The sequence below is a fragment of the Streptomyces sp. Root1304 genome (assembly GCF_001426405.1).
Classification (GTDB): domain Bacteria; phylum Actinomycetota; class Actinomycetes; order Streptomycetales; family Streptomycetaceae; genus Streptomyces.
Genome location: NZ_LMEP01000005.1, coordinates 99,443 through 119,959, shown reverse-complemented (window position 1 = coordinate 119,959; position 20,517 = coordinate 99,443). Strand labels below are relative to the sequence as shown.

17 protein-coding genes are annotated in these 20,517 nt (G+C 70.9%); 6 read left to right on the top strand and 11 right to left on the bottom strand.

The features are described from left to right. Nucleotides 1-127: 127 nt before the first annotated feature. The gene (locus ASD33_RS09410; RefSeq protein WP_056556472.1) at nucleotides 128-2,311 is read left to right on the top strand and encodes a RecQ family ATP-dependent DNA helicase; all 2,184 of its coding nucleotides are present in this window, start codon (nucleotides 128-130) and stop codon (nucleotides 2,309-2,311) included. A gap of 228 nt (nucleotides 2,312-2,539) precedes the next feature. Further along, nucleotides 2,540-3,169: a hypothetical protein gene (locus tag ASD33_RS09405; protein WP_056556468.1), complete on the top strand. Its 630-nt coding sequence runs from the start codon at nucleotides 2,540-2,542 to the stop codon at nucleotides 3,167-3,169. 60 nt (nucleotides 3,170-3,229) lie between these two features. Here the strand turns inward: ASD33_RS09405 and ASD33_RS09400 are convergent, their stop codons facing one another. The 3 genes from ASD33_RS09400 to ASD33_RS09390 all read right to left on the bottom strand — a co-directional run bounded on the left by ASD33_RS09400 (nucleotide 3,230) and on the right by ASD33_RS09390 (nucleotide 5,409). Next, entirely contained in the window at nucleotides 3,230-3,844 is a 615-nt protein-coding gene (locus tag ASD33_RS09400; RefSeq protein WP_056556465.1) for a hypothetical protein, read from the bottom strand. A gap of 109 nt (nucleotides 3,845-3,953) precedes the next feature. Next, nucleotides 3,954-4,664 (bottom strand): ribonuclease HII, encoded by a 711-nt coding sequence (locus ASD33_RS09395; protein WP_056556462.1) that lies wholly within the window; start codon nucleotides 4,662-4,664, stop codon nucleotides 3,954-3,956. 127 nt (nucleotides 4,665-4,791) lie between these two features. Continuing rightward, entirely contained in the window at nucleotides 4,792-5,409 is a 618-nt protein-coding gene (locus tag ASD33_RS09390; RefSeq protein WP_056556459.1) for a TetR/AcrR family transcriptional regulator, read from the bottom strand. A gap of 132 nt (nucleotides 5,410-5,541) precedes the next feature. Here ASD33_RS09390 and ASD33_RS09385 point away from each other — a divergent pair, with 132 nt between their 5' ends. Continuing rightward, nucleotides 5,542-7,095: an MFS transporter gene (locus tag ASD33_RS09385; protein WP_056556456.1), complete on the top strand. Its 1,554-nt coding sequence runs from the start codon at nucleotides 5,542-5,544 to the stop codon at nucleotides 7,093-7,095. 130 nt (nucleotides 7,096-7,225) lie between these two features. Here the strand turns inward: ASD33_RS09385 and ASD33_RS09380 are convergent, their stop codons facing one another. Genes ASD33_RS09380 through ASD33_RS09370 form a run of 3 tightly spaced genes read right to left on the bottom strand, consistent with a single transcriptional unit; the run spans nucleotide 7,226 to nucleotide 10,450 of the window. Further along, a complete protein-coding gene (locus tag ASD33_RS09380) occupies nucleotides 7,226-8,134 on the bottom strand; it encodes an ADP-ribosylglycohydrolase family protein (protein WP_056556453.1) in 909 nt (302 codons plus the stop codon). A gap of 12 nt (nucleotides 8,135-8,146) precedes the next feature. Then, a complete protein-coding gene (locus ASD33_RS09375; RefSeq protein WP_056556451.1) occupies nucleotides 8,147-8,806 on the bottom strand; it encodes a histidine phosphatase family protein in 660 nt (219 codons plus the stop codon). A gap of 33 nt (nucleotides 8,807-8,839) precedes the next feature. Next, complete coding sequence (locus ASD33_RS09370; RefSeq protein WP_347232269.1) at nucleotides 8,840-10,450, bottom strand: ABC-F family ATP-binding cassette domain-containing protein; 1,611 nt, start codon at nucleotides 10,448-10,450, stop codon at nucleotides 8,840-8,842. A 93-nt stretch (nucleotides 10,451-10,543) separates the two neighbouring features. On the opposite strand from ASD33_RS09370, the gene ASD33_RS09365 reads away from it, so the two are divergent. After that, nucleotides 10,544-11,173, top strand: a complete 630-nt coding sequence (locus ASD33_RS09365) for a TetR/AcrR family transcriptional regulator (protein WP_056556444.1) — start codon at nucleotides 10,544-10,546, stop codon at nucleotides 11,171-11,173. A gap of 6 nt (nucleotides 11,174-11,179) precedes the next feature. Here the strand turns inward: ASD33_RS09365 and ASD33_RS09360 are convergent, their stop codons facing one another. Together ASD33_RS09360 and ASD33_RS09355 are read right to left on the bottom strand one after the other, a co-directional pair. Further along, complete coding sequence (locus ASD33_RS09360) at nucleotides 11,180-11,785, bottom strand: YdbC family protein (RefSeq protein WP_056556439.1); 606 nt, start codon at nucleotides 11,783-11,785, stop codon at nucleotides 11,180-11,182. Nucleotides 11,786-11,859: 74 nt separating this feature from the next. After that, nucleotides 11,860-12,594, bottom strand: coding sequence for an arylamine N-acetyltransferase (locus ASD33_RS09355; RefSeq protein ID WP_347232268.1), 735 nt, complete (start codon nucleotides 12,592-12,594; stop codon nucleotides 11,860-11,862). A gap of 237 nt (nucleotides 12,595-12,831) precedes the next feature. Here ASD33_RS09355 and ASD33_RS09350 point away from each other — a divergent pair, with 237 nt between their 5' ends. After that, nucleotides 12,832-13,362 (top strand): TerD family protein, encoded by a 531-nt coding sequence (locus ASD33_RS09350; RefSeq protein ID WP_056556434.1) that lies wholly within the window; start codon nucleotides 12,832-12,834, stop codon nucleotides 13,360-13,362. A 146-nt stretch (nucleotides 13,363-13,508) separates the two neighbouring features. Here ASD33_RS09350 and ASD33_RS09345 read toward each other — a convergent pair whose 3' ends face one another. Both ASD33_RS09345 and nrdR read right to left on the bottom strand, forming a co-directional pair. Beyond that, nucleotides 13,509-16,403 (bottom strand): vitamin B12-dependent ribonucleotide reductase, encoded by a 2,895-nt coding sequence (locus ASD33_RS09345; protein WP_056556430.1) that lies wholly within the window; start codon nucleotides 16,401-16,403, stop codon nucleotides 13,509-13,511. Nucleotides 16,404-16,574: 171 nt separating this feature from the next. After that, a complete protein-coding gene (nrdR, locus tag ASD33_RS09340; protein WP_056556428.1) occupies nucleotides 16,575-17,084 on the bottom strand; it encodes a transcriptional regulator NrdR in 510 nt (169 codons plus the stop codon). Between the two features lie 437 nt (nucleotides 17,085-17,521). Between nrdR and lexA the strand changes: the two genes are divergently transcribed. Continuing rightward, nucleotides 17,522-18,310 carry a transcriptional repressor LexA gene (gene lexA / locus ASD33_RS09335; protein ID WP_056556425.1) on the top strand — a complete coding sequence of 263 codons (789 nt, stop codon included), beginning with the start codon at nucleotides 17,522-17,524 and terminating at the stop codon, nucleotides 18,308-18,310. A 194-nt stretch (nucleotides 18,311-18,504) separates the two neighbouring features. Here the strand turns inward: lexA and ASD33_RS09330 are convergent, their stop codons facing one another. Further along, nucleotides 18,505-20,478, bottom strand: a complete 1,974-nt coding sequence (locus ASD33_RS09330) for an ATP-dependent DNA helicase (RefSeq protein WP_056556422.1) — start codon at nucleotides 20,476-20,478, stop codon at nucleotides 18,505-18,507. Between the last annotated feature and the right edge of the window lie 39 nt (nucleotides 20,479-20,517).

Genomic DNA, 20,517 nt, shown 5'->3' with positions numbered 1-20,517 from the left:
CGTGATCTCCCGAATTCCGAAACCCCTGTGGATAACTCCCGGAACGAGGCATCCGCCGGACCTCGAGTTGTCCACAGGTTCGGTGCCTCGTTCGCGCGATGTCCGAGGCATCGGGTTGCATGGAGGCATGACCCACGCAGATCCGCTCGAAGACCGCGCCGCGCTCCGGACCGCCGCCGACGCCGTGCTCGCCCGTCTCGTCTCCGACCCGACGGGCAGGGCGAGACTGCGCGAGGACCAGTGGCGGGCCATCGAGGCCCTGGTCGCCGACCGGCGCCGGGCCCTCGTGGTGCAGCGGACCGGCTGGGGCAAGTCGGCGGTCTACTTCGTCGCGACCTCGCTGCTCCGCGAGCGCGGCAGCGGCCCGACCGTGATCGTCTCGCCGCTGCTCGCCCTCATGCGCAACCAGGTGGAGGCGGCGGCCCGAGCGGGCATCCGTGCCCGCACGATCAACTCGTCGAACACGGAGGAGTGGGACACGGTCCAGGAGGAGGTGGCCGCCGGCGAGGTGGACGTGCTGCTGGTGAGTCCGGAGCGCCTCAACAATCCCGACTTCCGTGACCAGGTCCTTCCGCGCCTCGCCGCCGCGACCGGTCTGCTGGTGGTCGACGAGGCGCACTGCATCTCGGACTGGGGGCACGACTTCCGGCCCGACTACCGCAGGTTGCGCACGATGCTGGCCGATCTGCCGTCCGGTGTCCCGGTACTGGCCACGACCGCGACGGCGAACGCCCGGGTGACGGCGGACGTGGCCGAGCAGCTCGGTACGGGCGCGGGCACGGACGCGCTCGTGCTGCGGGGGCCGCTGGACCGGGAGAGCCTGAGCCTGGGCGTGGTGAGGCTGCCGGACGCCGCCCACCGGCTGGCCTGGCTGGCCGACCACCTCGGCGAGCTGCCCGGTTCCGGCATCATCTACACGCTCACGGTCGCCGCGGCGGACGAGGTCACGGCCTATCTCCGCCAGTGCGGGCACACCGTGTCCTCGTACACGGGCCGGACCGAGAACGCCGATCGGCAGCAGGCCGAGGACGACCTGCAGGCCAACCGGGTCAAGGCCCTCGTGGCGACCTCCGCCCTCGGCATGGGCTTCGACAAGCCGGACCTGGGCTTCGTGGTGCATCTCGGATCGCCGTCCTCTCCGATCGCGTACTACCAGCAGGTCGGCCGGGCCGGACGCGGGGTCGAGCACGCGGAGGTGCTGCTCCTTCCCGGACAGGAGGACGAGGCGATCTGGCGCTACTTCGCGTCGGTCGCGTTCCCGCCGGAGGAGCAGGTGCGTCGCACCATCGATGTGCTCGCGCAGGCCGGTCGTCCGTTGTCCCTGCCCGCCCTGGAGCCCATGGTGGAGCTGCGCAGGACTCGGCTGGAGACGATGCTCAAGGTCCTGGACGTGGACGGCGCGGTGCGACGCGTGAAGGGTGGCTGGGAGAGCACGGGCCGGCCCTGGGCGTACGACACGGAGCGGTACGCGTGGGTGGCGCGGCAGCGGGCCGCCGAGCAGCAGGCGATGCGCGACTACGCGGCGGCGACGGGCTGCCGGATGGAGTTCCTGCGGCGCCAGCTGGACGACGAGGAGGCCGCTCCGTGCGGCCGCTGTGACAACTGCGCGGGGAACCGTTTCGATCCCAAGGTGTCCGATGCCGCGCTCGACGCCGCGAAGGGCGAGCTGGGCCGGCCGGGCGTGGAGGTCGAGCCCCGGAAGATGTGGCCCACGGGGCTCGCCGCGGTCGGGGTCGACCTGAAGGGCCGGATCCCGGTCGGTGAGCAGGCGTTCGGGGGGCGGGCGCTGGGGCGGCTCTCGGACATCGGCTGGGGCAACCGACTGCGTCCGCTGCTGTCCGACGGTGCGGCGGACGGGCGCGTTCCGGACGATGTCGTGCAGGCGGTCGTGGCGGTGCTCGCCGACTGGGCCAAGGGTCCCGGCGGCTGGGCCTCCGGGGCCTCGGACGCGCCGGCCAGACCCGCCGGTGTGGTCATGGTCGCCTCGCATCGCAGGCCGCGGCTGGTGGGTTCGCTCGGGGAGCGGATCGCCGAGATCGGCCGGATGCCCTTGCTCGGCACGGTGGAGTACGCGCCGGAGGCGGAGGAGGTTCGGCTGTCCCGGACCAACAGCGCCCAGCGGGTGATGGGGCTGCAGCGCTCGCTGACGGTCTCCGCCGAGCTGGCCGGGCGGCTGGCCGAGGCCGGGGGGCCAGTGCTCCTGGTGGACGACCTGTCCGACAGCGGCTGGACCTTGGCGGTGGCGGCACGGCTGCTGCGCCGGGCCGGAGCGGAAGGGGTGTTTCCGCTGGTGCTCGCCATTCAGGGGTGAAACAGGAGGGGAAACGGGGAGTGAACAATGGGCAACTGGGCAGGGATATGAGAGGCATACCCCCGCATTCCCGTCAGCGACCTCAATTGCTCGTTGCCGCCCGCGCACGGGCCAGCAAGAATTGGGAAACCGCCCCGTACGGCCCGTCAGCGGTCCGGAAGGACCGTGCCGTGGTGCGCGCTCACCCGACCTTGCCCGCTTCGCGGGCGCGTATCCGAAGGGAGGACCGTGACCCTCGGATTCGCTCCGCCCACAGCCACCTCGCTCAGATCTTCGTCCGAGTCCGCCAGCCGCCTCGCTCGGATGCTCGAACCGGCCGAGTGGGCCGCGGCGGGAGTTCCCCTGCTGCGCAATCCGCGTGAGGTCGTCAGCGGCCTCCACTCACGGCACACGCCCACGCCCTCCATGGCGGTCCTCGCGGTCCTCGACCACGAGGAACGACTGGCCGCCAGCGCCTCGTTCGTCCGCCGCCCCGCACCGGCGGACGGCTGGGAGTTCCGCAACGCGCTGCTCGCGCATCTGCGGCGGGTCATTCCGCACGACCTCCGCAGACGCGCACCGGTCAGGACCGCGGTCCTGCTGTACTGCCGTGAGGGGGACGAGCGTTGGACGGAGGAGGACGGAGCCTGGATGTGGGGGCTCCGGGACGCCTGCACGCTGCACGGGCTCCGCTGCGGGGCGTACATCACGCTGACCCGAGGGGGCTGGCAGGTGCTCGGAGAGGGCCGGGGTGGCCGGCGTCCGAGTTCCGACTCGCTTCCTCTGCCGCTCGGCGAAGGGCCGGCCGAGCTCGGCCGGCTCACGCCGCGGACCGCGAGCGGCGCGACCGAGCCGCTGCGCCGGGCCGCCGCACGCTGATCGCGTCGGGCCGCCTCGGCCCCCGCCGGACCAGGACCGGTCCGGCGGAGGGGCGGTCGATCAGACGCCGGCGCCCGCTCCGAGGAGCGTCGTGACGCGCTGCGGGTCACCGCAGACGACGAGCAGCGCACCCGCGCGGGCCATCGCCGACGGCAGGGCCTTGGCGGCCGTCTCGTCGTCGCCGCCGTTGAGGGCGACGATCACCACGGGCCGGGCGGTCGCCCGCTCCAGCGCGGTGGCGTGCGCGAAGAACACGTCGTCGCCGGTCTCCTGCTGAGCCCAGTAGGAGGCCTCGCCGAAGGACAGCTCGTGCGTGGTCCACGGGTGCGGGTCACCGGTGGTGAGGACCAGGACGTCGCCGGGCGCCCGGCCGCTCTCCAGGAGCAGGTCCAGGGCCTCTTCGGCGGCGTCGAGCGCGCCGTCGACCGGGGCAGGGATCAGCTGGAGCTGCGGCGTGGACCGCTGGTCGGAACGATTCTCCGGGGTGTCGGCCGGAGCGGGCCCGGCAGTCGGGCGCTGGGCCGGTGCCGCGGGCCTGGCCGGACCGGGAACGGGGCGTCCGGGACGGGGAGAGGCCGCGGAACGCGGGCCGGGTACGGGACGGGGGGTCGACGCGGTGGCGCGGGGACCCTGGGCGCTCTCGTGAATCTGAGGCTCCTCGGGGATGAGAGGCATGAGTGGATGTCTATCAAACGCCGCTGCGCGGGGGCACCGGCGGGTGGGCACACATGTGCGCCCCGGTCGCATGGCAGGGCCTTCGTGTAAGGCCCCGGCGACCGGAAGTTCAGAAGTCGAAGCCGAGTTGGCCCCCGCTCTCCAGCGCGGCCGCCTCCGCGGAGAGGCGGACCTTTTTGAGGTGGCTCCACCTGGGCATCGCGTCCAGGTACGACCAGGAGAGACGGTGGTGAGGGGTGGGCCCCAGCTCTTCGAGCGCCGCTTTGTGGACCGGCGAAGGGTAGCCCGCGTTGGCACCGAAGGCGTACGCGGCGTACCCCTCGACCTCGGAGCCGAGCTCCGCCATGACCGCGTCCCGGCGGACCTTCGCGATGACGGAGGCGGCGGCCACGGCGATGCAGGACTGGTCGCCCTTGATCACCGTACGGACCCGCCAGGGGCTGCCGAGGTAGTCGTGCTTGCCGTCGAGGATCACCGCGTCGGGCCGCGCGGGGAGGCCTTCGAGGGCCCGGACGGCCGCGAGCCGCAGGGCCGCGGTCATACCGAGTTCGTCGATCTCCTGGGGAGAGGCGTCGCCGAGCGCGTAGGCCGTGACCCAGCTCTCCAGTTCCACGGCGAGCACGGTACGGCGCTTGGGGGTGATCAGCTTGGAGTCGGTGAGGCCCTCGGGGGGCCTGCGCAGGCCGGTGACGGCGGCGCACACGGTGACCGGGCCGGCCCACGCCCCTCGTCCGACCTCGTCGACTCCGGCGACGATCCTGGCACCGGTGGTGGCCCGGAGCGACCGCTCGACAGCGTGGGTGGGTGGTTCATACGGCATGGCGCCTGACAGGGTACGCCGCTCGACACCGGGTGCGGTACCCGGTTTCCCCTCGGGCGCCCGAGGGGCCTTCGCGGTGCGGTCGCCGAGAGCGCGGCGACCGCACCTCAGGGCGATCCCGCCGGGGTCAGGCACGCAGCAGCGGCACCATGATCCGGTCGATCAGATCGGCGATCTCACCGTCCGTCCATTCACTTCCGCACACCTTGGAGCGGTACATCATCATGGCGGGGATGACATCGAGCACCAGGTCGTCGTTGGCGTCGGCCCGCACCTCTCCTCTTGCCATTCCTTGCCTGAGGACATCCCGGAAGAGGCGAGCGGAGGGCTCGGTCACTCCCGAGACGATCAGCTCATGGAATCGCTCAGCGGATTCTGCATCGCATTCGTGAAGTACGGAGCGAAGGGCGAATCCGGGCCTGGAGTACATGACGTCTCGAACCCGGCGGCACAGGTCGTACAGGTCCTCGCGCACGCTGCCGAGGTCCGGCGCGTCCCCCAGCGCCGGCAGCCCGGCCTGGAGGGCGTCCGCGACGAGGTCTTCCTTGGACGGCCAGCGGCGGTACACCGCGGCTTTACCCGTCTGCGCGCCGACCGCGACACCCTCCATGGTCAGACCGTTCCATCCGACGCTGCTCAGCTGTTCGAGCGTGGCCTCCAGAATGGCCCGTTCGAGCACGGGCCCGCGGCGTCGCAGTGACACCCCCGCCGGCCGGGCGGCGGCCGCGGAGCGCGAAGTAACCATCAGGATCTCTCCGTTGAGACGAATCGTGTCGTCGGCGGTGCACAGTGAACGGTTGCGTTCACTGTGGGGGACTCACTACCGTGGTGGACAGTGAACGGGTGCGTTCACTAATTCTTCCGTGGGGGATCCATAGTGACAACTTCTCCGGTGGACACACAGACCAAGGGCGGGCCAGCTCGCGCCGGAGGCCGGCCAGGCATCGCCCTGGCCGTCATCGCCGCCTGCCAGCTGATGGTCGTACTCGACGCCACCATCGTGAACATCGCGCTGCCGCACATCCAGGACGCGCTCTCCTTCTCGACCACCGACCTGTCGTGGGTGCTCAGCGCCTACACGCTCACCTTCGGCGGTCTGCTGCTCCTCGGCGGACGGGCGGGGGACATCCTGGGCCGCCGCCGGGTGTTCATGGCCGGCATCCTGCTCTTCACCTTCGCCTCGCTGCTCGGGGGCTTCGCCCAGGAGCCCTGGCAGCTGCTCGCGGCGCGCGCACTCCAGGGGGTGGGCGGCGCCATCGCCTCGCCCACCTCGCTCGCACTGATCACCACGACGTTCCCCGAAGGGCCCGAGCGCAACCGGGCATTCGGCGTGTTCGCCGCCGTCTCCGCCGGTGGCGGCGCGGTCGGTCTGCTCGCCGGCGGCATGCTCACGGAGTGGCTCGACTGGCGTTGGGTCTTCTTCGTCAACGTTCCGATCGGTCTGCTGATCGCGTTCCTCGCCCCGCGCTACATCGCGGAGTCCCAGCGCCACCCGGGCCGGTTCGACCTCGTGGGCGCCGCCACCTCGACGCTCGGCATGGCCGCCCTGGTCTACGGGTTCATCCGGGCGTCCGAGAGCGGCTGGAAGGACGGGCTGACCATCGGCTCGTTCATCGCGGCCGTCCTGCTTCTCGTGGCGTTCGCGCTCGTGGAATCACGGGCCAAGGAGCCGATCACCCCGCTGCGGATGTTCGCCGACCGCAACCGCTCGGGCACGTACGTGATCATGCTCAGCCTGGCGGCCGCCATGTTCGGCATGTTCTTCTTCATCGTGCTCTGGGTCCAGGGCGTCCTGGGCTACACACCGATCCACTCCGGGCTCGCGTTCCTGCCGGTCACGCTGGCGATCGGCTCCGGTGCTGCACTCGCGCAGAAGCTTCTGCCGGTCCTGGGCCCCAAGCCGTTCATGGTGAGCGGTGCGGCGATCACCGGCACCGGTCTGTTCTGGCTGACCTTCCTCTCGTCCGACAGCTCCTACGCGGGCGGCGTCCTCGGCCCGATGCTTCTGTTCGGCTTCGGCATGGGCCTCAATTTCGTGACGCTCACGCTCACGGCCGTCTCCGGTGTGGCCCAGCACGAGGCGGGCGCCGCGTCGGGCCTGCTCAACGCCACCCAGCAGGTGGGCGGTTCGCTCGGCCTGTCCATCCTGGTCACGGTCTTCGGCACCGCCAGCCGCGAGGAGGGCGAGAAGCAGCTGCCGGACTTCCTCGCGCACGCCACGCCCGAGCAGCAGGCCGAGGCCCTGAAGACCAAGGAACTGCCCGCACCCTGGGGCCACGAGGTCCTGACCTCGGGCATCTCCTCGGCCTTCACCGCCGGTGTCGCGATGGTGCTGATCGCGCTGCTCACCGCCGCGCTGGTGATCCGGGTCCGCAAGAGCGACCTGGAAGCACTCAGCGGCCGCGCCGAGGCCGCCGGGCCGGCGGCCTGAGGGCGAACGGTCCGAAGGCAGGCGAGCCACAGACACGCGATCCGGGGACCCGCCAGGCCGAGACCGGGTCTCCGAGAGGGCGCTGACGGCCCCCGAACCCCTCACCGGGTCCGGGGGCCGTCGTGCCGTATCAGGCCACCTCGACCGGGACCCACTCCGGAAGGTCCTCGGTCTGCCGCAGCCAGTCCGCCGGCGGCGCGCCGTTCGCCGCGGAGGCCACGACGCCTCCGGCGATGGCGCAGGTCGTGTCGACGTCCCCACCCACCTGCGCGGTCGTCCAGAACACCCGCTCGTAGTCGCCGAGGCCACGCGCCGCCGACCAGAGCGCGAAGGGCACCGTGTCGTGCGCGCTGGTCCGCCGACCGCTGCCGAGAACCGCGGCGACCGTACCCACGTCGCCGTAGTCGAGCATGTCGCGAGCCCGGCGCAGCCCTGCCCCCACCGCGCTGCGCGGCACGAGGGCGATGACCCCGTCGAGCAGCGCCTCGGGCGTGGGCGGCCCCGCCGGGTCGGCCGCCAGCGCGGCCGCGGCGGCCACGGCCATGGCGCCGACCACGGCCTCACGGTGCTGATGGGTGGTGTACGCGGAGATCTCGGCCTGGTGCGTCGCCTGCTCCGGGTCGTCCGCGTACCAGGCTCCGAGCGGGGCGATCCGCATGGCGGCACCGTTGCCCCAGGAACCCTGTCCCTGGAAGAGCGCGGCGGCCAGCTCACGCCAGTCGCCGCCCTCCCGGATGAGCCGGAGCATGCGGTTGACCGCAGGGCCGTAGCCCCGGTCGAAGTCGTGGTGGTGGGCGAAGGACAGGGCCAGGGCGTCCTGGTCGATCCGGTGGTGGGCGACGAGGACGGCGAGGACGGAGCACGCCATCTCGGTGTCGTCGGTCCACTGCCAGGGGCCGTCGGGCAGCTCGCGCCGCTTCAGCAGGGGATAGTGGGCGGGGACGAAGAACTGGGAGCCCAGTGCGTCTCCCACGGACAGCCCGCGCAGGCTGCCCAGGGCGCGGTCGAAGCGCCGGTCGAATGCGGAGTCAGCGGTCATCGGTCTGCCACTCTATCCGGTGGGGCCGTACGGTTCCGGGGTACGCCAGCGTTCGAACGGCCTGTCCAGGCGGTATCTCCCGTCCTCGTCGAGCAGGAGGACGCGGGTCTCGGCGTTGCCGGGATTCGAGAGCGACTCGAAGTCCGCGACCGTCCAGTGGAACCAGCGCATGCAGAACAGGCGCATGGTCAGCCCATGGGTGACGAGCAGGACGTTGGGCGGGTGGTCGGGCGCCTCGAAACTGCGGTACAGGCTCTCCAGGAACGCCCCGACCCGGTCGTACACGTCCGCCCCGGACTCTCCCTGGGCGAAGCGGTAGAAGAAGTGCCCGTACGCGTCCCGATAGGCCTTCTGCAGGCGTACGTCCTCCCGCTCCTGCCAGTTGCCCCAGTCCTGCTCCCGCAGCCGGGGCTCCTCGCGCACGCGGACCTGCTCGGCGGGCAGCCGGAAGGCGCCGAGCGTCTCGTGAGTGCGACGGTACGGCGAGACATAGACGCTGACCGCCTCGTCACCGAAGAGTTCCCGCAGCCGTTCCCCCGTCTCCTCCGCCTGCCTCCAGCCGGTCTCGGTGAGACGCAGCGCGTGGTCGGGCTCCCGTTCGTACACCGTGTCATCGACATTGCCCTCGGACTCTCCGTGCCGTACGAGGACGATGCGCCGCGGTCGTGCCATACCCCGACCCTAGATCGCCGGTCCCGGGCAGGCTCAGCCGAGGAGGCGCCCGGAGTCCATCCGGCGTATCCGCCCGGTGAAGCGGCGGCGCAGCGCACGGTCGTGCGAGACGACGACGAGGGCTCCCCGCCACTGCTCCAGGGCCTCCTCCAGTTCCTCGACGAGCCCTGGCGCCAGGTGGTTGCCCGGCTCGTCGAGCAGCAGGAGATCGGCGGGCCGGGCCAGGATCCGGGCGAGCGCCAGCCGGCGGAACTGGCCCGCGGAGAGCCCGCCGACCGGCACGCCGAGGTCGGCCGGCCGGAACAGTCCGTACGACAGGAGCAGTTCGGCCTGCTCCTCCTCGGGTATGCCGAGCCCCCGCCCGAACGAGGCGAGCAGTCGCTCCTCGGGGCGCCGGACGGTGGTGTCCTGGGCCAGGTACCCGATGCGTCCGGTCCGTCGGACGTCCCCCGTGTCGGGCCGGACGGCTCCGGCGATGACCTTGAGCAGCGTGGACTTCCCCGCACCGTTGCCGCCGTGGACGAGCAGCCGCTCCCCCGCTCCGACGGTGAGCGTCTCGACGGCGAGACGGTCGGCGACCCGCACGCCGGCGAGGGTGACGAGCTCCCCTTCGGCGGCGCCGGCGAGGGGGCGGGCGGTGAAGGAGAGGGGCGGAGGCGGCTGGAGAACCGGCTTCTCGCGGAGTCTTCTCAGCCGCTCCCCGGCATTGCGGACGCGCCCGGAGACGGAGGCCTGGACACGTCCGGCCGCCCGGTCGAACGCCATCTTGTTGTTGTCCTTCATCTCCCTGCCCGGTGCGACACCGCGGGCGGTGGTCGACACGTACGTCTCCAGGCGCTCCGTCTCCGCGCACCACTCCTCGTACGCCTCCTCCCATCGCCGTCGGGCGGCCTCCCGCGCCGCGCGATATCCGGCGTACCCGTCGCCGTACCGGACGAGAGCCCGCCGGTCTCCGTCCACCTCGACGATCGCGGTGGCGATCCGCTCCAGGAAGGTCCGGTCGTGGGAAACGGCCACGACCGTGCCGCGGTGCGCCAGGAGCGCCCCCTCCAGCCAGTCGAGCGCGGACGCGTCCAGGTGGTTGGTCGGCTCGTCGAGCAGGAGCACCTCGGGGCCCGCCGCAATCGCGCAGGCGATGCCGAGCCGGGCCTGCTCGCCGCCCGAGAGGCTGCCGAGCCGGCGGTCCCGCCCGGTCCCGGCGAGGCCGAGTCCGTACAGCGCTTTGTCGACCCGGGCATCCGCCTCGTACCCGCCCCGCGCTTCAAAGGCGGTGAGGAGGTCGCCGTAAGCGGTGAGCTCGATCTCGCTCGCCCCGTCGAGTCCCGCTTCGAGTGTGCGCAGCCGACGCTCCATGGAGCGGATGTCGGCGAGCGCGACGTCGACGGCGTCGCCGACGGTGGCCTCGGGCGGCAGCTCCGGGGTCTGCGCGAGCATCCGCACACCGCCTTCGGCGAGGGCGACGACGTTGCCCTCGTCGGGTTGCTCCGCCCCGGCGAGGAGGCGCAGCAGGGTCGACTTGCCCGCGCCGTTCTCCCCCACGATCCCGATCCGCTCTCCGGGGCGCACGGAGAGCGAGACCTGATCGAGGAGAAGTCGGTCGCCGCGGGTCATGACGATGTCGTGCAGTGAGATCTGAGTGGGCAAGGGCGCCTCCATGAAGGGATCATTCAAATGCAACCTGGGTAGCATTAATGCGAGTGTGACACACTCGATCACCTAACGCAACAGGAGTAGCAATTGAACGACTCGATCGAGGATGCGCCCGCCCCGGCCCCCGGGAGCGCCCGCCCCGGCGGGCGGACCGCCCGCACCCGGGCCGCCGTACGCGACGCCGTCCTGACCGGCCTGTCGGAGCACGGCTACCCCGCGCTCACCGTGGATTACGTGGCGGAACACTCCGGGGTCCACAAGACGACGCTCTACCGCCGCTGGGGCAGCGTCGAAGGTCTTCTCGCCGACGTGCTGGACCTGGCCGGCGAGGACACGTGGACGCCGCCGGACACCGGCAGCCTCGCGGGAGACCTGCGCGCCCTCGCGCATGAGGTCGTCGACGCGTTCGGAGATCCCGCCCAGGCCGCCGCGCCGACCGCGTTCGTCGGCGCCGCGTTCCAGTCACCACGGGCGGCCGAGGCCCTCCACGCCTTCTACGCCGAGCGGTTCCGCCGCTGTGAGACCGTCGTCACCCGAGCCGTCGACCGGGGCGAGGCACCTCGGGGCACCGACCCGGGTGCGGTGGTCCGGGCCGTCTCGGCACCCTTGTTCCTGCGGTTGTTCGTCACCCGGGAGCCGATCGACGGCGCGCTCGCGGACCAGGCGGCACGGACGGCGTGCGCGGCAGTCGAGTCGGGCGCGTTCATCCCGGCGTAGGAGGCCTCAGACCGTCCAGCCCGATTCGAGCTGCACCACGTCACCGGCGAGCGCCGCCACATCGGCCGCCGTACGGGCCCGCAGTCCGAGCCGTTCGATGCGCTCCACCCGGTACTTCCCGTGCTCCGCCGCGGACTTCCACATCGACAGCACCAGGAACTCGCTGCCCGGCGCCTCCCCGAACAGCCCCCGCAGCATGCCCGGGGACCCGGCCATCGCCGGGTTCCAGACCTTCTCCTGCATGAGCGCGAAGTGCTCGGCACGGTCCTCGTGGACACGACAGTGCGCCACCCGGGCCACGTCGGCGTCGGTGAACCGCGGCTCGAACCCCGTCTTCACATCGAAGCGGTGGTCGAACAGCTTGACCTGGGCATCCTTGAACGTGCCCGCCTGCGCGGCCGCGAGCCGGTCGTGCGAGCGCGCCATGAACGAGTCGTAGAACGCCCGGCTCTCCCAGAACGCGAAGACATGGGCGACGTCCGGACGAGACCGGCTCCACCCGCCGCCCTGCCCCCGGAAACCCGGCTCACCGAGCAGCCCCGCCCATTTCCGCTGCCCCCGCTCGAACCCTCGACGGTCCATCACGGTGCAGCGAATCCACTTGACCAGCACCGCGCCATCGTACGGGCCCGAGGAGCGCCCCGGCAGACCCTCTCGGCCCTCGCCAGGACCCCATCAGGCCCCCGTCAGGCTCCGGCGGGGTGCAGTCGCAGCAGCCCCGCGCGCTCGCCCTCGTCCAGTTCGATTCCGAATGCGGACTCCAGCACCGCGATCAACTCGCCCGCGCCCACGACCCTTTCCTCGACGGACCCGTCGGCACGCACGGTCGAGAGCGTCTCGCGCACCAGCGCTCTTCGTGCGTCCGCCCCGGGCTTCTGGGCCACGACCTGGCCGAGGAATCGCGACTGCGGGTGGCTGGAGCTGTAGTGGTTCATGACGGTGAAGTCGCCCGGGTAGAGGCTCTGCGGGGCGAACGCGTACAGATCGATCCAGCCTTCCGGCCGGCGGGAACGCAGCACGTGGACGCCCTCGTCCTCGACGTCGATCCCGAAGGTCCAGCCGCTCTGCTCGACCCGGACCCCGTCCCTCAGGGGCACGGGCTCCAGGGGCCCCTGCCAGCCGAACCCGACGTCGGCGAGCCACTGTTCGCCTTCGACCGTGACGACGAGCAGCGCGTGCGTGACGGGCGGCAGCGTCGCTCCTCGCGAACGGTTGCGGGCCCCGCGCGCGGACACCGTGAATCCGATCCGCTCAAGAGCGGCGGCGAACAGGGAGTTCTGCTCGTAGCAGTAGCCTCCCCGACGGCGCCCTACGAGCTTGGCCTGAAGGCTCTTCAGGTCCAGAGGTATCCGCCGCCCGAGGGCCACATCGAGGTTCTCGAACGGAACGGCACCGACGTGCGCCCGGTGAAGGTTCGTCAAGGTCCGTAGATCAGGGGCGAGTTCCCCTTCCCGTCCGGAGTCGTATCCGATTCGAGCCAGATATCCGTCGAGATCCAGCTCGTCACCACTCCACACGCCAATCTCCCCCTCAACCCCCGGGTCCACTGTCGGAGCCCCATGACACCATGAGTGATCGGCCCACGACCACGGGCTTTCGAGCGGTCGACGGTACGACGCGAGGCGTGCGCGGGGGCGTACGCGGAGAGGGGAAGCACCATGAGCGGACTCAGCAAAGGGGTCGGACGGGTCGAGGTCGAGCTCAGGTGGGACCCCGCGCCCGCCGGCGCACCCGCCCACGACCTGGACCTCGTCGCCGGTGTCTTCGCGGCGGACGATCCGACCGGAGCGCCGGTCCAGCTGGTGCACTTCGGCAGCCGCTCTCCGGACGGCACCATCACGCTCCACCGCGACAGCCGTACGGGGCAGGGGTTCGGCTACGACGAGGCCATGACCATCGAACTGGACCGGCTGGCACCGCGGTACGCGCGCGTGGTGGTGGGCGTCGCCATACAGCAGGGCGGCGGACGGCGGGCCTTCGGTGACATAGCGAACACGGGCATACGGATCCGCGAGGGCTACGACGACCTGCTGGTCCACGACTTCGCGGACGTGCCGGACGCGCTGTCGGCGACGGTCGTCGAGTTCGTCCGCGACGGGGCCGAAGGGTGGACGCACCGCCCCCTCAGCCGCGGCTTCGACGCCGACCCCCAGGCCTTCGCGACGGTACTCGGCTCCGCGCGTCCCTGACGTTCCGGTCGGGCCGTTCCGACGTCCCTGACCTGCCCGGAAACGACGTGGGGACCGGCCCGAGGCCGGTCCCCACGTGAGGCGCCGTGTCAGTCACCAGCGGGAACCGCGCCGGGGATCAACCCCCGGCGCGCTCCCGTCCGGTGTCAGCTGCAGCCGCTGGTCGAGCCGCAGCCCTCGCAGATGTAGCAGGAGCCGGCGCGCTGCATCTTCGTGCCGCAGGAGAAGCAGAGCGGGGCGTCGGCACTGATGCCGAGCTGCATCTCGACGAGTTCCGCCGAGGTGTGGGCCTGCTTCGAGGCCGGGACCTCGGTCTTCGGGGCCGGGGCGGCGACGGCCTTCAGCTCCTGGGCGCGGGGCGCCGACTGGGCGAGGGTCTCGATGTCGACCTCGTCCTCCTCGGACTGCTCGTACGAGCCGGTGTCCAGGTGGCGCTGGCGCTCCTCGGCCGAGTGGATACCGAGGGCGGAGCGGGTCTCGAAGGGCAGGAAGTCGAGCGCCAGGCGACGGAAGATGTAGTCGACGATCGACTGCGCCATCCGCACGTCCGGGTCGTCCGTCATGCCGGCCGGCTCGAAGCGCATGTTGGTGAACTTCGAGACGTACGTCTCCAGCGGGACGCCGTACTGCAGACCGACGGAGACGGCGATGGAGAAGGCGTCCATCATGCCGGCGAGCGTCGAACCCTGCTTGGACATCTTGAGGAAGACCTCGCCGAGACCGTCGTCCGGGTAGGAGTTGGCGGTCATGTAGCCCTCGGCGCCACCGACGGTGAAGGAGGTGGTGATCCCCGGACGGCCCTTGGGCAGACGCTTGCGGACCGGGCGGTACTCGACGACCTTCTCGACGGCCTCGCGGATCGTCGCCTCGGACTTCGCGGTGACCTCGGCCTTCTCGTCCTCCTTCTTCTTGGCGGAGAGCGGCTGGCCGACCTTGCAGTTGTCGCGGTAGATCGCGAGCGCCTTGACGCCCATCTTCCAGGCCTCGAAGTAGACCTCCTCGACGTCCTCGACCGTGGCCGTCTCCGGCAGGTTCACGGTCTTGGAGAGGGCGCCCGAGATCCACGGCTGGATGGCGGCCATCATGCGGACGTGGCCCATCGCGGAGATGGAACGCTCGCCCATGGCGCAGTCGAAGACCTCGTAGTGCTCGGCCTTCAGGCCGGGGGCGTCGATCACATTGCCGTGCTCGGCGATGTGGGCGACGATCGCCTCGATCTGCTCCTCCTGGTAGCCCAGGCGGCGCAGGGCCTGCGGAACGGTGCCGTTGACGATCTGCATCGAGCCGCCGCCGACCAGCTTCTTGAACTTGACCAGGGCGAGGTCGGGCTCGAGGCCGGTGGTGTCGCAGGACATCGCGAGACCGATGGTGCCGGTCGGGGCGATGACCGAGGCCTGGGCGTTGCGGAAGCCGTTCTTGGCGCCGAGGCGGATCACGTCCTGCCAGGCCTCCGTGGCGGCGGCCCAGATCGGCGAGTCGAGGTCGTCCACGCGGACGGCCTTGGTGTTCTCGTCGGCGTGCTGCTGCATGACGCGCTGGTGCGGCTCGGCGTTACGGGCGTAGCCGTCGTACGCGCCGACGACCGCGGCGAGCTCGGCGGAGCGCTTGTACGAGGTGCCGGTCATCAGGGAGGAGATGGCACCGGCGAGGGCGCGGCCGCCGTCGGAGTCGTACGCGTGGCCGGTCGCCATCAGCAGGGCGCCGAGGTTGGCGTAACCGATGCCGAGCTGACGGAAGGCGCGGGTGTTCTCGCCGATCTTCTCGGTGGGGAAGTCGGCGAAGCAGATGGAGATGTCCATCGCGGTGATGACGAGCTCGACGACCTTGGCGAAGCGCTCGACGTCGAAGGACTGGGTGCCCTTGCCGTCGTCCTTGAGGAACTTCATCAGGTTCAGCGAGGCGAGGTTGCAGGACGTGTTGTCCAGGTGCATGTACTCGCTGCACGGGTTCGAGCCGTTGATGCGGCCGGACTCGGGGCAGGTGTGCCAGTGGTTGATCGTGTCGTCGTACTGGATGCCCGGGTCGGCACAGGCCCACGCGGCCTCGGCCATCTTGCGGAAGAGCGACTTGGCGTCGACCTCCTCGATGACCTCGCCGGTCATACGGGAGGTGAGGCCGAACTTCCCGCCGGACTCGACGGCCTTCATGAACGTGTCGTTCACGCGGACGGAGTTGTTGGCGTTCTGGTACTGGACGGACGTGATGTCGTCGCCGCCCAGGTCCATGTCGAAGCCCGCGTCACGGAGGGCGCGGATCTTCTCCTCCTCCTTGACCTTGGTCTCGATGAAGTTCTCGATGTCGGGGTGGTCGACGTCGAGGATGACCATCTTGGCCGCGCGACGGGTCGCACCGCCCGACTTGATCGTTCCCGCGGAGGCGTCGGCACCGCGCATGAAGGAGACCGGGCCGGAGGCGTTGCCGCCGGAGGAGAGCAGCTCCTTGGAGGAGCGGATGCGGGAGAGGTTCAGGCCGGCGCCGGAGCCGCCCTTGAAGATCATGCCCTCTTCCTTGTACCAGTCGAGGATCGACTCCATGGAGTCGTCGACGGACAGGATGAAGCAGGCCGAGACCTGCTGGGGCTGGGGCGTGCCGACGTTGAACCAGACCGGCGAGTTGAAGCTGAAGATCTGGTGCAGGAGGGCGTACGCCAGCTCGTGCTCGAAGATCTCGGCGTCGGCGGGCGAGGAGAAGTAGCCGTGCTCCTCGCCGGCCTTCGTGTACGTCTTCACGATCCGGTCGATGAGCTGCTTGAGACCGGTCTCGCGCTGCGGGGTGCCGACGGCCCCGCGGAAGTACTTGCTGGTGACGATGTTGACCGCGTTCACCGACCAGAAGTCGGGGAACTCGACGCCACGCTGCTCGAAGTTGATCGAGCCGTCGCGCCAGTTGGTCATGACGACGTCACGGCGCTCCCAGGCCACCTCGTCGTACGGATGCACGCCGGGGGTGGTGTGGATGCGCTCGATGCGCAGGCCCTTGCCCGCAGCCTTCGTCCCCTTGGAACGAGAACCACGTGCCGGACCGCTCGCCGTCTCTGTCATGCCGCCTCCCATATACGGGCAAAACACACTTTGGCGCCCAGATAGTCCCAGGGCACCGTCTTCTGTACGTACTTCTGTACTGCTGCCACAAGCGCCACAGGGGTCGCTCGGGGCACGTCTGCCGGGCCGCACGGCGGCCGGTCGCCGGAGCCTGTCGGCCCGGACCGCCGATCAGTCGGCGGCGATGGCGGGAACGGGGACCTCGGGGGTCGCTCCGGTCCCACGGTTCTCAGCGGGAGGCCGCACGCGGAGTTCCACGATGGCGGCCTCGAAGTCTTCGAGGCTGTCGAACGCCTTGTACACGGACGCGAAGCGCAGGTACGCGACGAGGTCGAGCTCCTGCAGCGGGCCGAGAATGGCCAGGCCCACGTCGTGGGTGGTCAGCTCGGCACTACCGGTGGCGCGCACCGCCTCCTCGACCCGCTGGCCGAGCTTGGCGAGGGCGTCCTCGGTGACCGGCCGCCCCTGGCATGCCTTGCGCACGCCGGAGATGACCTTGGTGCGACTGAAGGGCTCGGTGACACCGGACCGCTTCACCACCATGAGCGAGCACGTCTCGACCGTCGTGAAACGACGGGAGCAGTCGGGGCACTGGCGACGACGCCGGATCGACGTCCCGTCGTCGGTGGTGCGACTGTCGACGACGCGGCTGTCGGGGTGCCTGCAGAAGGGGCAGTGCATAGGTTCCGACCCTCCTTCATGGCACGACTGGTGAACCTCACCCGGCCCCTGAGGGCCCTGCGAAGCGACCACCAGCATAGGCGATGCGAGCTGCCCCGGGAGACCGGGGACCACAACCCCTGGGTGGCCGCAGACATACAACCACTAGATCTTGGGTTGTGGGCGATTCCGGGCCCTGCGCGTGTCGCGGCGCGGCGGCTCCCGCGTTTCGGGGCTTCCGGGTGCGACACTGGGAGGGCGCACCGGATCCCGCGGCCCAGCGGCGAGGTTACCGTAATGACCGAATTGGGTCGGCGGAGTGAGAGTGCTCATACACCCCTCTACGGACAGGCGTAAGGCAATCTGCGAATTTTCACTCGAACGTGTGTTTGGCGCAACCTTTCGAAAGCTACTACCGTTGTGCCAGCGAGGGACACCATTCGAGAGGGGCCGACGACGTGACCACCACCGCAGACAGTGCCACCATCACCGCCCAGGACCGCTCCCAGGGCCGACTCGAGCCGGTGCATGCCATGAATGAGATCAGCATGAACGGCGAGGACCCCGGGCGGCCCGCCCGCGCCCTTCCCGGACGACCTCCAGGCATCAGGGCGGACAGCTCCGGCCTCACCGACCGCCAGCGCAGGGTCATCGAGGTCATCCGCGACTCGGTCCAGCGGCGCGGCTACCCGCCGTCGATGCGCGAGATCGGCCAGGCGGTGGGCCTCTCCAGCACCTCCTCGGTCGCGCACCAGCTGATGGCCCTGGAGCGCAAGGGCTTCCTCCGTCGTGACCCGCACCGCCCCCGTGCGTACGAGGTCCGCGGATCCGACCAGCCGAGCACCCAGCCGACGGACACCACGGGCAAGCCCGCCGCGTCGTACGTCCCGCTGGTCGGCCGCATCGCCGCCGGCGGTCCGATCCTGGCCGAGGAGTCCGTCGAGGACGTCTTCCCCCTCCCCCGCCAGCTGGTCGGTGACGGCGAGCTGTTCGTTCTCAAGGTCGTCGGCGACTCGATGATCGAGGCCGCCATCTGCGACGGCGACTGGGTCACCGTCCGCCGTCAGCCCGTCGCGGAGAACGGCGACATCGTCGCCGCCATGCTCGACGGCGAGGCCACGGTGAAGCGCTTCAAGCGCGAGGACGGTCACGTCTGGCTGCTCCCGCACAACGCGGCGTACCAGCCGATCCCCGGCGACGAGGCCACCATCCTCGGCAAGGTCGTGGCGGTCCTGCGGCGGGTGTGACCCCACCTCGTCGGCTCTGACCGGGCCCCTGGACCCACTGCGCCGGTCCAGGGGCCCTGCCGTGTCCTGGCGAAGGCGTCGCGAGGGGAGCCCGGGCCGCCGCGTCCAGCAAAGCGTCGTGAGGGAGCCCGAGGTGCACGAAGGAGCCCCCGGGATGTCCCGGGGGCTCCTTCGTCAGCGCAAGGCCTGAAACGTCAGGTGCCCGACGCCTTCGACGTCGCGTCGATCGCCGCCAGCGACTTCCGTACCTGATTACGGTCCGTCGTGAACCAGAAGTCGGGCAGCGAGGCCTTGAGGTAGCTCCCGTACCGGGCGGTGGCCAGCCTCGGGTCGAGCACCGCCACGACGCCCCGGTCCCCCGTGGCCCGTACGAGCCGGCCGGCGCCCTGGGCCATCAGCAGCGCCGCGTGCGTCGCCGCGACCGCCATGAAGCCATTGCCCCCGGCCTCTTCCACGGCCTTCTGCCGGGCGCTCATCAGCGGGTCGTCCGGGCGCGGGAACGGGATCTTGTCCATGACGACCAGCTGACAGCTGGGGCCGGGGACGTCGACGCCCTGCCAGAGCGACAGCGTGCCGAAGAGGCAGGTCTTGGGATCGGCGGCGAAGTTCTTGATCAGCTCGCCCAGCGTGTCCTCGCCCTGGAGCAGGATCGGCAGCTCCGGAATCCGGGTCCGCAGCTCCTCGGCCGCCTGCTGCGCCGCGCGCATGGAGGAGAAGAGACCGAGCGTCCGCCCGCCGGCCGACTGCATCAGCTCGGTCAGCTCGTCGAGCATGTCGCCGCGGTCCCCGTCCCGCGCGGGGCGGGAGAGGTGCTTGGCGACGTACAGGATGCCCTGCTTCGGGTAGTCGAACGGGGAGCCGACGTCGATGCCCTTCCAGACGGGCAGGTCGTCGCCCGTGGTGCCCTCCGGGGCCAGCCCGAGCGAGGCACCGACGCCGTTGAAGTCACCGCCCAGCTTGAGCGTGGCCGAGGCCAGCACCACGGAGCGCTCGGTGAAGAGCTTCTCCCGCAGCAGGCCCGACACGGTGAGCGGGGCGACCCGCAGCGAGGCGCCGAAACGGTCGTGGCGCTCGTACCAGACGACGTCGTATTCGGAGCCCTGGGTGATCCGCTCCGCGACTCCGTGGACGGTCTCCACCGAGGCCATGGCCTGCTTCCGCACCGCGTCCTCGTCCTGCACGGACCGGTCCCGGGTGGAACCCAGGGCCGTGATCACCGCGCGGGCCGCGTCCCGCAGCGCCATCAGGGCGTACGCGAGGTCCTCCGGGATCTCCTCCAGACGACCCGGCAGAGCCAGCTCCATCACCCGCTCGAAGCCCTCGGCCGCGGTCTGCAGCTGGTCGGCGACCTTCTCGTCGACGAGCTTGGCGCACCGCCGGACGGCGCGGTTGACCTGGCCGGGGGTGAGCTCGCCGGTGGCGACGCCGGTGACCCGGGACACCAGCTCGTGGGCCTCGTCGACGATCAGCACCTCGTGCTGCGGGAGCACCGGGGCGCCCTCGATGGCATCGATGGCGAGCAGGGCGTGGTTGGTCACCACGACATCGGCGAGCTTGGCGCGCTCGCGGGCGGCCTCGGCGAAGCACTCCGGACCGTACGCGCACTTGGTGGCACCGAGGCACTCCCGGGAGGAGACCGAGACCTGGGCCCAGGCCTTGTCGGAGACGCCGGGCGTCAGGTCGTCGCGGTCGCCGGTCTCCGTCTCGTCCGACCAGTCGCGGAGCCGGATGAGGTCCTGGCCCAGCTTGCTGGTGGGCGCGGCCGCCTCGAAGGGGTCGAACAGTCCTTCTTCCTCGTCCTGCGGGACCCCTTCGTGGAGCCGGTGCAGGCAGAGGTAGTTCGACCTGCCCTTGAGCATGGCGAACTGGGGGCGGCGGCGCAGCTGCGGGTGCAGCGCGTCCACCGTGCGCGGCAGGTCGCGCTCGACGAGCTGGCGCTGCAGCGCCAGGGTGGCCGTGGCCACCACCACCCGCTCGCCCTGGGCCAGCGCCGGCACCAGATAGCCGAGCGACTTGCCCGTGCCGGTACCGGCCTGGACGAGGAGGTGGGAGTTGTCGTCGATGGCCTCGGCCACGGCCTCGGCCATGGTGACCTGGCCGGGTCGCTCCGTGCCGCCGACGGCGGAGACGGCGGCGTGGAGGAGGTCGGGGAGGGATGGCTTCGTCATAGCCCTTCCACCCTACGGGGCGCCACTGACAGCCGGAGC